The 12,530-nt window shown below is 41.4% G+C and carries 11 protein-coding genes, 2 tRNA genes and 1 pseudogene; 10 read left to right on the forward strand and 4 right to left on the reverse strand.

The window, feature by feature from the left end:
• Positions 1 to 41: 41 nt before the first annotated feature.
• The 8 genes and pseudogenes from dinG to C2M33_RS18375 all read left to right on the forward strand — a co-directional run bounded on the left by dinG (position 42) and on the right by C2M33_RS18375 (position 6,300).
• Positions 42 to 2,116: pseudogene (gene dinG / locus C2M33_RS18340) on the forward strand (ATP-dependent DNA helicase DinG).
• Positions 2,116 to 2,892, forward strand: coding sequence for a TSUP family transporter (locus tag C2M33_RS18345; protein WP_105175119.1), 777 nt, complete (start codon positions 2,116 to 2,118; stop codon positions 2,890 to 2,892). The pseudogene dinG and the gene C2M33_RS18345 overlap by 1 nt, the downstream one beginning before the upstream one ends.
• A complete protein-coding gene (locus tag C2M33_RS18350; protein WP_105175120.1) occupies positions 2,893 to 3,501 on the forward strand; it encodes a primosomal replication protein in 609 nt (202 codons plus the stop codon).
• Positions 3,498 to 4,391, forward strand: a complete 894-nt coding sequence (locus tag C2M33_RS18355; protein WP_199776382.1) for a histone deacetylase family protein — start codon at positions 3,498 to 3,500, stop codon at positions 4,389 to 4,391. The genes C2M33_RS18350 and C2M33_RS18355 overlap by 4 nt, the downstream gene beginning before the upstream one ends.
• A 46-nt stretch (positions 4,392 to 4,437) precedes the next feature.
• A complete protein-coding gene (locus C2M33_RS18360) occupies positions 4,438 to 4,710 on the forward strand; it encodes a late competence development ComFB family protein (RefSeq protein WP_105175122.1) in 273 nt (90 codons plus the stop codon).
• On the forward strand, positions 4,707 to 4,865 hold the full coding sequence (locus C2M33_RS18365) for a YbaM family protein (RefSeq protein ID WP_105175123.1): 159 nt from the start codon (positions 4,707 to 4,709) through the stop codon (positions 4,863 to 4,865). Before C2M33_RS18360 ends, C2M33_RS18365 begins: the two co-directional genes overlap by 4 nt.
• 72 nt (positions 4,866 to 4,937) lie before the next feature.
• Positions 4,938 to 5,825, forward strand: a complete 888-nt coding sequence (locus C2M33_RS18370) for a DMT family transporter (RefSeq protein ID WP_105175124.1) — start codon at positions 4,938 to 4,940, stop codon at positions 5,823 to 5,825.
• A 232-nt stretch (positions 5,826 to 6,057) separates the two neighbouring features.
• Positions 6,058 to 6,300 (forward strand): hypothetical protein, encoded by a 243-nt coding sequence (locus C2M33_RS18375; RefSeq protein WP_054563649.1) that lies wholly within the window; start codon positions 6,058 to 6,060, stop codon positions 6,298 to 6,300.
• Positions 6,301 to 6,329: 29 nt separating this feature from the next.
• Here the strand turns inward: C2M33_RS18375 and C2M33_RS18380 are convergent, their stop codons facing one another.
• Genes C2M33_RS18380 through C2M33_RS18395 form a run of 4 tightly spaced genes read right to left on the reverse strand, consistent with a single transcriptional unit; the run spans position 6,330 to position 11,291 of the window.
• Positions 6,330 to 6,986 (reverse strand): tRNA (adenine(22)-N(1))-methyltransferase, encoded by a 657-nt coding sequence (locus tag C2M33_RS18380; protein ID WP_105175125.1) that lies wholly within the window; start codon positions 6,984 to 6,986, stop codon positions 6,330 to 6,332.
• Positions 6,986 to 7,915 (reverse strand): class I SAM-dependent methyltransferase, encoded by a 930-nt coding sequence (locus C2M33_RS18385; RefSeq protein ID WP_105175126.1) that lies wholly within the window; start codon positions 7,913 to 7,915, stop codon positions 6,986 to 6,988. The genes C2M33_RS18380 and C2M33_RS18385 overlap by 1 nt, the downstream gene beginning before the upstream one ends.
• 5 nt (positions 7,916 to 7,920) lie before the next feature.
• Positions 7,921 to 9,915, reverse strand: coding sequence for an excinuclease ABC subunit UvrB (gene uvrB / locus C2M33_RS18390; RefSeq protein WP_105175127.1), 1,995 nt, complete (start codon positions 9,913 to 9,915; stop codon positions 7,921 to 7,923).
• A complete protein-coding gene (locus C2M33_RS18395) occupies positions 9,912 to 11,291 on the reverse strand; it encodes an MATE family efflux transporter (protein ID WP_105175128.1) in 1,380 nt (459 codons plus the stop codon). The genes uvrB and C2M33_RS18395 overlap by 4 nt, the downstream gene beginning before the upstream one ends.
• 1,063 nt (positions 11,292 to 12,354) lie before the next feature.
• On the opposite strand from C2M33_RS18395, the gene C2M33_RS18400 reads away from it, so the two are divergent.
• A tRNA-Asn gene (locus C2M33_RS18400) sits at positions 12,355 to 12,431 on the forward strand.
• A 21-nt stretch (positions 12,432 to 12,452) separates the two neighbouring features.
• A tRNA-Asn gene (locus C2M33_RS18405) sits at positions 12,453 to 12,529 on the forward strand.
• The last annotated feature ends 1 nt before the right edge of the window (position 12,530 follow it).

Consider the following 12,530-nt stretch of genomic DNA (forward strand, 5'->3'; position numbering starts at 1 on the left):
TTCATTACTGTAATTATATACATACTTTAGGTTTTCTGGGCATGCTTTCTGACTCTTTAAAAAAAACAATTCGGCAAATTCATAAGCATGTTGCTGATAACCTCACCGATTACCGCCCTCGAAGCAGCCAGAACTATTTAGTTGCCGAAATTGCAAAAACGCTGGCTGGCGAATATCACAAGAGCCAACGAATTTGTGTTATTGAAGCAGGCACCGGCACCGGCAAGTCGCTGGCATATTGTCTAGGGGCATTGCCTTTGGCCATGGCCAAGAAAAAGAAATTAGTGATTTCGACGGCAACCGTTGCCCTTCAAGAGCAGTTAATTAGTAAGGAGCTGCCTTTTTTTAAAGAGCACTCTGGCCTCGACATCAAGTTTGATTTAGTGAAAGGTCGACAGCGTTATATCTGTGCACAAAAACTCAGTGCCGCCGTTAATGGCGACAGTCAAACGCAAATGGAGTTTATGCCGACCCTATCATCGCCGCTTTCAGATATGGAAACCAAATGCTTAAAGCAACTTTATGATGCTTATTCAAAAAAGCAATGGCAAGGCGACCGCGATAGCTGGGCTGATACTATTCCTGATAAAGTGTGGAATTTAATTGCCTGTGATAAGCACTCATGCCAACGACAAATGCGCGCTCATCAGCTCTGCCCTTTTCATATGGCGCGTCAGCGTCTGATGCAAATGGATGTGCTAGTGATCAACCATTCTCTATTACTGGCTGATCTTGATTTGGGTGGCGGTAAAATTCTACCTGAACCTGACGATACGATTTATGTAATCGATGAAGCCACCATTTAGCGCACATCACCCGCGATTTTTCTTCTGCTGCAGCAACCATTAAAGGCACCATAGATTGGCTCGACAAGCTGGTTAAATTTGCTGGTAAAATGGCTAATGTGCTCGTAGGTCAAAAAGCGATTGGGCAAAATTTTAAGCTCAGTGACAGTATCAATGATGCTGGTAAAAACTTAAAAGTGGTGCGTGATATTCTTGATAACGCAGACTTTAATTATAACAGTGATGACACCTATCGTTTTGAACATGGTGAAATCCCAGCTTCTTTACATGCCAAAGCAAAAGATATTAGCGATGCCACCCTTGATGCCCTAAGAGCACTCAACAAGATGCACGACACCTTAGTTCAAGACGTAAGTGATGGCGATATAAAACCTTATGTGGCTGATCCAATCTTGGCTGAAAGTGGTCAGTACATTAACCGTTTAGAGTTATTAAACAAGCTGTGGTTTAGCTACGCGACAAAAGGCGAAGGAATTCCTCATGCGCGCTGGATCAAACGCTTAGAATATAAGAACCATCACGACCATTTACTCAGTGATTGCCCTATTGAAGTTGGCTATTACCTAAAAGATAAATTATGGAATCAATGTGCGGGTGCCGTGCTTTGTTCAGCCACCTTAACTGCATTGGGTTCATTTGATCACTTTGCTTATGAATGCGGTCTTGCCAAAGAAGAAGGCGTAAAATACATAAAAGTCCCTTCTCCGTTTGATTACCCTAAACAAGCGACGCTGCATATTCCTGCAAGTCATATTGAGCCAACCGATAAAGCGTTTAGTGATCACTTAGCTGAGCAATTACCCAAATTCCTTGATGATAAAAAAGCAAATTTAGTGTTATTTGCCTCTTATTGGCAGATGGATCATGTCGTAAAAGCACTGCGTAGCAAAGGAATTGAGGTCTTAGTGCAAGGTGAAATGTCTCGTGAAGCACTGTTGAAAAAACATAAAGCCAATGTAGATTTAGGCCGTGCTAGCTATTTATTTGGCACTCAAAGTTTATCTGAGGGTCTTGATTTACCAGGTAAATACTTAGAAAACCTGGTAATAACAAAAATTCCATTTGCGGTGCCTACCTCACCAATAGAAGAAGCGCAGGCTGAGTTTGTTCAGAGCAAAGGCGGTAACCCGTTTCTTTCGATAACCGTACCTGATGCAGCAAAGAAATTAGTCCAAAGCTGTGGTAGACTGCTGCGCAAAGAAAATGATCAAGGTCGCATTACTATCCTTGATCGCCGACTAGTGACCAAGCGATATGGCAAAGCCATGCTCGATACCTTGCCACCTTTTAAAAGACAAATTGATTATTAATGTTTGAATTAGCTTTAGACCCAACAACCTGGGCATTATTATGCGCAGTCGCACTGGCAGCTGGCTTTATCGATGCAATTGCAGGCGGTGGTGGCATGTTAACGGTACCCGCGCTATTAACCGCTGGCTTACCGCCCCACCTCACCTTAGGTACCAATAAACTTGCAGCAAGTTTTGGTTCATTGACAGCCAGCGTAACGTATTTTCGTAAAAAGTTGTTCAACCCACGGTTTTGGGCTGCGTCCATTGTTGCAACCGCCATTGGTGCACTCATAGGTACTTTAGTGGTTGATTATTTAAGTATTGAATTTTTGAATAAATTACTACCGGTGGTGATTATTTTAGTTGCTTGTTACAGTTTATTTGGCAGTTTAAGCACAACTGAGCATAACGAGTTACCTGAACTTGATGGTAAGACTAAAGTTAAACAATGGCTGCAAGGTCTAGGACTTGGTTTTTTTGATGGCTTAGCAGGCCCAGGTACAGGTACCTTTTGGACCGCATCAAATAGCCTATTATATAAAATGAGCTTATTGCTTAACTGTGGCCTTGCCCGTTCAATGAATTTTGTTTCAAACTTTATTTCATTGATCACCTTCGTCGCGCTTGGTCATGTGAACTTTTTACTTGGCATCACAATGGGCTTTTTCTTAATGCTAGGTGCATGGTTAGGTGCACATTCAGCAATTAAGTTTGGTGGTAAAATGATCCGCCCAGTGTTTAACACTGTGGTTATAGTGTTAGCATTAAAGTTAATCTATGAGGCATATTTATAAATGCAATCAACTGCTTTTGATAAACTACGGTCACAGATTGAACGGCTAAAACAGTTAGCCATGCAATTTGATAAGGGTAATTTATTTGCGAAAAATCGCTACATGCAAGCCCAACCAAGTTTGTTTGATAAAGCCGTGTTTAGCACAAAAAGTATGAAGCTGGCCGACTATGTAACCGAAATTGAAGATGAGCTTAACAGCCTGCCGCCAGCTGAGCATCGCCATGCCTATCAATATGCGCTTGAGCGCATTACCCTTCAGGTAGAAGCGGTGTTTAATGTGATCAAATCAACCCCGGTTTGGGCTAAAGAAAATAAATACACCTTTAAGCCAAAAACAAAGCCACAGGTTTATAAGCAAGCCGTGCAAAAAATCATGCAGTCATCTCATGAATTGTATGACGAACTAAAACAAAACCATGAGTTTGAACGCCGCTTAGTTTTGATGATCGAAGAGCGAAAGCTTAAGCTCGACGCAGCAAATTCACAGCAAGTAACTGAAATTAATAAAGAAATATTAGCTTTACATGCAAGGCTTGGCCGTTGTCGTAAAGCCATTTCTGCTACTGAAGACAAAATTCAACAGGTCGAGAAACAGCAGCTGAGATAATGTTTTACTATCATCCAAGTTATTCAGCGTTAACTTTACCAGAGCGTCACCGCTTTCCCATTGATAAATATCGCTTGTTAAAACAGCTTGTCAGCAACTTTATTGATGAGCAGCATTTCATTACCCCACAACAAGCCACTAAAGCGCAGCTTACTCTGTGCCATAACCCCGACTATGTCGACGCTTTTTTAACTGGCAGTCTTGATAGTAAAGCAATTAAAAAAATGGGCTTTCCTTGGTCCACTCAATTGGTTGAACGAACACTTTACTCTGTTGGCGCGAGTATTCAAGGCGCTGAGTTTGCTTTGCAACAGGGTGCGGCTTTTAATCTAAGTGGTGGTTATCATCATGCTTTTACGAGCTATGGTAGTGGTTTTTGTATATTCAATGACTTGGCGATAGCCGCAGCACACTTAATTGATACAGAGCAAGCCGACACCGTATTAATCTTTGACTGTGACGTTCACCAAGGTGATGGCACAGCCGAAGTTACACAAGTACATCCCCAGATCATTAGCTGCTCTATTCATTGTCAGCAAAACTTCCCGCGAATTAAACAGCAATCAAACTACGATTTTGCTTTAGAGCACGGCACTTCAGATACTGAATACCTTGAAACAGTAAAACAAGCTTTAGCCCTAACAATTAGACTCCACCAGCCAGACATCATTTTGTATAACGCTGGCGCAGACATCGCTTCGGATGACGAATTAGGACACTTTCAAGTGAGTTTAGAAGGCGTGTACCAGCGTGACCATTTTGTATTAAGCCAAGCAAAGCAAGCAGAAATCCCAGTGTTTGCAGCCATGGGCGGTGGCTATCAACGAAATTTAAGCCGTTTGGTTGATGTACATGGCCAGCTTTTTAGGGCAGCTGTCGATTTATTTTAAAGCTTGGTATACACTAAAAGTGACTGTTTAATTAGGCTTATTTTGTATGAAAATGCATGACGACATTCACAACTACTATGAAAAATTAGTTGTCGAAGACATCACTAAGCGCAACTTAGAATCAACCTATAGTGATGATATTATGGCAGATTTATGCTGCACCGTATTAAACCAACTGCCTGCCCGCTACATCCGCTACGATGTCGATATGGAATTTTACTTACCACAAACAGAGCGTATTAAAATGGAGCAACAAGTGCAAACTGCTATCGATGTGGCCATCAGCCAAGTTGCTAAGAAAAAGGAACTGCAAAAATGAGCAATGAGTTAGAAAGCGCGCCTAACTATATAAAGATTGCTGTTGACCTCATTATGCTCTTAGAGCAAAACGACGTTCCCGCCAAAGATGTATTAGCAGCTTTAGAAATCGTAAAGTCTGATTTCGAAAAGAAACTCCCACAATCAACTGATTAATAGTCCGAAAATGGCGAGTATTGGGGCATAAATTTGGTATGCTCAGGTTTTATAATTTAAGAATGTAAAACCATGTCATTGCCAAGTTTATTACGCCTGTTCATCCTTGCTGCTATTTGGGGCGCTTCCTTCTTATTTATGCGCATGGCAGCGAATAGCTTAGGCCCTGCAGTATTAATTGAGTTAAGAGTCGGCTTTGCAGCAATAACACTGTTTATTTTTGCGCTGTACTTACGCAAGAAACTGGCTTTCAAGACCCACAAAAAGCATTTTTTCATTATTGGTGCGCTTAATTCCGCCATTCCTTTTTTATTGTTTGCCTATGCAGCACAAACAATTAATGCATCTACCTTATCCATATTAAACTCAACAACGCCAATTTGGGGTGCCATCGTCGGTATTATTTGGAGTAAAACAAAACCCACTAAAAGTATGTTGCTTGGCTTACTGTTGGGTTTAACGGGCGTGGCCATTTTGGTAGGTCAAAATAGCCTGACTATCGACAGCCAAGCCATCACGGCCATTGTTGCAGCACTGTGTGCTTCACTAAGCTATGCCATCGCATCTCATTACACCAAACATGCCCCAAAGTTATCAGCTTTTGATAATGCCCATGGCAGTATGTGGGCGGCGAGTATTATGGTACTGCCGCTTATTTTTGTTATTCCTGCCAGAGAAATGCCAAGTAACGAGGTTATGCTTGGGGTACTCGCACTCGGTGTACTGTGTACAGCGATAGCGTATATCTTGTTCTTTCGTTTGATTGATGACATTGGCCCAACCTCAGCGCTGACTGTTACTTTTTTGATTCCACTTTTTGGCATAGTATGGGGTAATCTAATTTTAGATGAGCAAATTGGTCCCAATACCTTAGTTGGCGCACTGTGTGTTATCGCAGGCACCATGTTGGTCACGGGCTTTATTCGCATCAAGCCATTTCTAAAACGAAACACCTTGTAACAGAATGGGAATTGCATTTTTGAATACAATCTATACTCTATTATACCAATTCGCTTAATTAAGTAGTCTATTTTGAGGCAATAAAACCTCGTTGATAACAAGGCAAAAATTTCGTTATTTAGTTGTTCTAAATGAGAAATTTTTAACGCAGTTAACGACAGGTTTAATCCCTCAAAATGATTAAGTATTATAGTGAATTGGTATTGGGTACTAAAAATGGAAGGAGAAGTGTATGTCAGGTACTACCATGGTGGTGTTAATCGTGCTGATATCTGTTGGCTCTGGGGTGATTTATGATATGTATAAAAAACACCTTGAGTTTAAATCACGGACTTTAAAAAATTCAAAAGAAGCAAACGAGCATGTAGCCGAAGTAACAAAAGAGCTACAAGAGCTAAGAGAACGTGTGCAAACCCTCGAAGCCATTGTCACCGATTCAAGCTACAGCGTAAAACAAGAAATTAATAAACTTTAATTAATTAACTCTAATTAAGTTAGCTCTAATTAAGATAATAATGCACTGTATTGTTCAAGCACAGGCTGATAATAATCGGCGTCTTGATTTAACATACGTTGGTAATGAGCACATAACTGCTTTAAATACGTTTGGTGCTCTTTACTTGTCAGCTGCCACATTTTCTGCCCGACTCGCGTGATCGGCTGCGAAGATGACGCACTCATGGCAATGATTTCATAAAAGCGTTTGTTTTCACACACCAACTGCTCAGAGATGAGCCCCAATGCCAGTGTTTGTAAATAGCTGCGAACTTGATAACTGTGATGCACCGGGCAAACAATAAAGTCGATATGCGTATTTGGCTGTTGACTGACAATCTTCTCTAAGAACTGCACTAACAACTCTCCGCCCACCCCAGCAATAATAACTAGGTGGCGTTTTTGTGGGTCTGGTGTAATCATTGCCACATCTTGGCAATGTACCTGCCAACGACCGCGTTGCTCACTTGTGGCAAAACGTTCAAGTTTATCATTTAGTGCCTGCATCAACTCAGGCACAATATCAACAAAATGTATAAGCGGTGCTTTATCTTGCTGTAAAAGCTCAATCCCTAACAAACCGTGATCGCAGCAACAATCCCAGATCTCGTCATAACTTGAATCAACCACATCAACGATGGCTGATAGTCGTTTACTCAGTGCCATTAGTTTACTGTTTTATAAACTAACGCTTTTAAGCTGCGATCACTGTCTATCTCAACAAAGCCATCTGTAGGAGCTAGTCGCTCAACAAAACTAATTGCTCCTTGCGTATGATCGCTAATGAGATCTTTAAACGCCTGCTCTGAAAGCTCAGGGCTATTGGCACACAGTAATAACTGGGTGTTTTCATTCAAAAGCTCAGGTAAACGACGTAGAATTTTTTGATAATCCTTAGTCAAAATAAAGCTGCCCTTTTGAAAGCTCGGTGGATCAACGATGATCAATTCATAGGGCGCTGATTTTTTTAGCTTACCAAATGATTTTAAAATATCGTGCGGGAAATAACTCACACCTTGATCAAAACCATTTAGCTGATGATTTTGTTTACCCGTGCGCAGCACACCTTTATTCATGTCCATATTTATAACTTGGTCTGCCCCACCCTGCATTGCTGCAACAGAGAAGCCACATGTATATGAAAATAGGTTGAGCACTTTTGCATTTTTACTATTGGCTTGAACAAACTCACGGCCACGGCGCATATCAGGGAAAATCCCGGTATTTTGGCGACTCAATAAATCGACTTTAAACTTAATGCCATTTTCACTCACTAAATGCTCTTGCGGTAATTCACCAAACATAAGCGCATTACGGGTGTTAATGCCGCTGCGCTGCTGGTAAACCAATGCACTCACAAGCTCTGGGGCATTCTCTTGCGCCCATTGCCACAGGGTATCCGTTAACTGTGCTAGTATCTGTTCATCTATTTCTTCGTACGAAACTAAAAAGAGTGCTGGCGGATAAAAGTCTACGTTAATGTGACTCAGCTCAGCCACTGAGTGGCCACGGCCATGAAATACACGGCATAGTTCATTTGCAGCAAGAGGAGCCTCTGCTAAGGCATTTAAAATGGCAGAAAAATCGTTTGTCATCATCTTTAATTAATTAACTGTTGTTGTAATTCGTGAATTTCATCACGCACAGACGCCGCTTTTTCAAACTCAAGATCGCTGGCATAGGCATGCATTTTCGCTTCAAGGGCTTTGATTTGGCTGGCAATATCTTTTGCACTGAGCACTTTCTTAGACTCTTTACGCACCACTTTAAGGTTGTCTTTAGGACTTGCTTCTTCGCCCACATCCATAATGTCGGTGATACTTTTCACCAGCGCTTGTGGCTCAATACCATGTTCAAGGTTATAAGCTTGTTGTTTTTCGCGGCGGCGGTCTGTTTCATCAATGGCTTGTCGCATTGAATTAGTGATGCGGTCGCCATACAGAATTGCTTTACCATTTAAGTGACGAGCGGCACGTCCTATTGTTTGTATAAGCGAACGAGTCGAACGTAAGAAACCTTCTTTATCGGCATCAAGTATCGCCACTAGTGACACTTCTGGCATGTCGAGACCTTCTCGCAATAAGTTAATGCCCACTAACACATCAAATACACCAGCACGTAAATCACGGATAATTTCAACCCGTTCAACAGTGTCGATGTCTGAGTGCAAATAGCGCACTTTTACGTCATGGTCGTTGAGATAGTCAGTTAAATCTTCTGCCATACGCTTAGTTAAAGTGGTCACAAGTACCCGTTCGTTCACTTCAACTCGTTTATATATTTCTGATAGTAAATCATCAACTTGGGTGCCCACAGGGCGCACTTCGATTTCAGGGTCAATAAGCCCGGTTGGACGAATGACCTGCTCTGCAACCTCCCCTGATGAGCGCTCAAGCTCAAAGTCACCAGGTGTTGCCGACACATAAATAGTTTGCGGTGCGATGGCTTCAAATTCTTCAAAGCGTAAAGGGCGATTATCTAATGCCGATGGCAAGCGAAAACCATACTCAACAAGGTTTTCTTTACGGCTTCTATCGCCTTTATACATGGCACCAATTTGTGACACAGTAACGTGTGATTCATCAATAATCATTAATGCATCATCGGGTAAGTAATCAAGCAATGTCGGCGGCGGATCGCCCGGTGTTCTACCCGATAAGTAACGCGAGTAGTTTTCGATGCCTGAGCAATAACCAAGCTCGGTCATCATTTCAATATCGTATTGGGTGCGCTGAGCAATACGTTGCTCTTCTACAAGTTTGTTGGCACTGAGTAACTGAGCTCGGCGGTCTTTAAGCTCATCTTTAATTTTATCAATGGCATCGAGAATTTTTTCACGGGGTGTTACATAGTGCGTTTTCGGATAAATAGTCGCGCGTACAATGTGCTTTTCAACGGCTCCTGTAAGCGGGTCAAAAATACTTAAGCGTTCAATTTCATCGTCAAACATCTCGACACGAACTGCGTAAGTATCCGATTCAGCAGGAAATATATCGACCACTTCGCCACGTACACGGTAAGTACCGCGGCTAAATTCAATATCGTTTCGAGTATATTGCAGCTCAGCAAGACGACGCAGCATATCGCGCTGATTAACGGTTTCACCCACTTTCAGCAATAGCATCATCTTCATATATGAATCAGGGTCGCCCAAACCATAAATAGCAGACACCGATGCCACAATGATGGTATCACGTCGTTCTAGTAGCGCTTTAGTGGCACTTAAACGCATTTGCTCAATGTGTTCATTGATGGAAGCGTCTTTTTCAATGAAGGTGTCGCTGGCAACAACATAGGCTTCTGGCTGGTAATAATCGTAATAAGATACAAAATACTCAACCGCATTATGAGGAAAAAATTCCTTCATTTCACCGTAAAGCTGTGCAGCGAGTGTTTTGTTGTGCGCCATGATAATGGTTGGTCGATTCAAATCATTAATGATATTCGCCATGGTGAAGGTTTTACCCGTTCCCGTAGCCCCTAATAATGTTTGATGCGCAAGGCCGGCCTCTAGACCCTCTTTTAATTGTGCAATGGCCGTTGGCTGGTCGCCATTTGGCTGAAATTTTGAAACTAGCTGGAAATGGTCGCTCATGAATGGCACTCCTTCATATATGACTCGCTTAATCCATCAACTTCTTTAATAAACCACTTATAAGCTAAGGTTGCAGTAAATAAGTTACCAATCGCAGCGCCAATAAATAAACCACTCAAGCCCGCAAATTCACTGCCTATATAAGCAAAAGGAACATAAAAAACAAACAGGCGTACCACACTTAAAATCAGTGCATTCATTGGTTTATGCAGGGCATTAAATGAAGAATTAGATAAAATAATCACCCCTTGTAAGCCATAGCTTAGCGGTAAGATATAAATGAATAACTTAATCACATCCATTACCGCTTGCTCTTTACCAAACACATCAGCAATAAAGCCTGAGGCTAATAGCAACACTATATAAATAGCGAACTGCCAAATCATCACGAATTTCAGGGTTTTTGTGTAGGCTTCTTTCACTCGTTCAAACTTACCTGCCCCAAAGTTTTGACTCACAAATGGCGGTAAGGTCATTGATAACGCAAGCACCACAAGGCTTGCGATAGATTCAATGCGACTACCTACACCAAACGCCGCAACCGCTTCAGGACCATGTTTAGCCACTAATGCTGTCATGACCGCCATGGCAATAGGTGTCAGCATATTTGCACCAGCCGCAGGCAAACCAATTTTAAGAATTTTACGAATCGAACTAAGCGGTGTTTGCATACCAGAATGCAGGCTTAATAAGCCATTTTTTACCGCAAGAATGTATAAAATAATAACCACCGCAACTGACCATGCAATAACACTGGCAATCGCAGCACCTTGAATACCTAGGGCAGGAATAGGCCCAAATCCAAAAATAAGCATAGGGTCTAAGATGGCATTAATGAGCCCCGCTCCCCCCATGACAATACTCGGTGTTTTGGTATCACCACTGGCTCTGAGCACTGAGTTGCCAACCATAGGGGTAATTAAAAATACACTCCCTAAGAACCACACACTCATATAGTCGTGGATAAGCGGCAAGACTTGTTCACCTGCACCTAATAACTTAAAGATAGGCTCTATTAATAGATAGCCCACCACAGAAAGACTAAACACCATCACCACCGACACCAGTAACGACATGCTAGCATCAAAGCGTGCTTCATCTAATTTATCGCTACCGAGAGCTCTGGCTATCACGGCTGAAGTGCCTATCCCTAAGCCGATTGCAAGGCTAATTACAGTAAAGGTTACAGGAAAGGTAAAACTGACAGCAGCAAGAGGTTCGGTGCCTAATAAACTAATGAAGAAGGTATCAACCAAATTAAACATCATCAGAGTGATCATTCCGAAGATCATAGGAATGGTCATTTTTTTCAAGGTTGGCAGAATGGGTGAGTTTAAAAGATCAGGTTTAGTTTTGCTCTGCGGTTTCACGCTCATGGGAATACTTTGCCTCTTTTTCTGAACCTGTAAGTTTAAAGCATCCTTCCCTTGCAAGCTATGCTTTATTAACAGAATCAAAATTCATACACAAAACTATTACTTTTGACGCTTTGACATAAAAATAACGGCCAACCCCTATAAAAAACAATATAAAAACAAGTTTAATAGCTTTGTTACAATTAAAAGGCAGCTATCGCTGTTTTTTTACACAATAAATAGCGCCATTTCATCGTCACGAATAAATTTACTCATCAATTCAGCAAGGCTTCAGATAAAAACAATAACCCCTTGATTTTTAAATAATTAAAAAAAATGAATTAAATACTTGAAATTGCTGTAGCCCTCGAAAATCCTAGCACCATAGCTGTTCTTAAAGTTTAATAAACAGAGTTATCCACAGAAACCGTGGATAACTCTCTAGAAGCCGCAAATATAAAGGCTTTTAAGGCGGGTGTTTATCACTTAATACTAAGAATACCAAAGCCTGTTGTTTTAACCCTTTTATAAGTTTCTCGAAAAGAACGCGCAAAAATTGTTCTACCGCTATGCAAAGTTAACTATGACAAGAAAAGATTAGAACGGCTTAGGATACTAACCCATTGATATAAATTATTAAAAATAAAATTCCAGCAATGCCGTGAAGGGTATATTTCACTTTTCCTAAAAAATTACACGGACTTTTGCATGCCCAATAAAGTCAATTGTTCGAAAAAAACGGCGACTGTTGATCCCTAATAAAAAGAATTAGATTTGATTTTGACGATGAGAAAAAAACATTACATTAATAGTAATTTCCTCGATTTGGTAAAGAATATCTATGCAAAGAAACTTTTTTATATTTTTAAAAAACGTACCACTGCTCAAAAAGCATGCAAAAAAGCCAAGCTTTCGACATAGATCCCCCGCTGCTAAGCAAAAAATGTTGAGCTTTTCAGCTACATTTTGCTCAGATCGAACATAAAAACATCGAATAAGCTTCTTTTTTGAATTTATGAAGTTTTTATGTTGACACTTTGCAATGCTGTCATTAATATTTCGCCCCGTTGAAAGGCATGACGCTTCCCCCTTAGCTCAGTTGGTTAGAGCGACGGACTGTTAATCCGCAGGTCCCCCGTTCGAGTCGGGGAGGGGGAGCCAAGTTTTTCAATCATAAACGTTTCCCCCTTAGCTCAGTTGGTTAGAGCGACGGACTGTTAATCCGCAGGTCCCCCGTTCGAGTCGGGGAGGGGGAGCCAA

The organism is Pseudoalteromonas sp. T1lg122, assembly GCF_002964825.1.
Taxonomy (GTDB): domain Bacteria; phylum Pseudomonadota; class Gammaproteobacteria; order Enterobacterales; family Alteromonadaceae; genus Pseudoalteromonas; species Pseudoalteromonas gelatinilytica.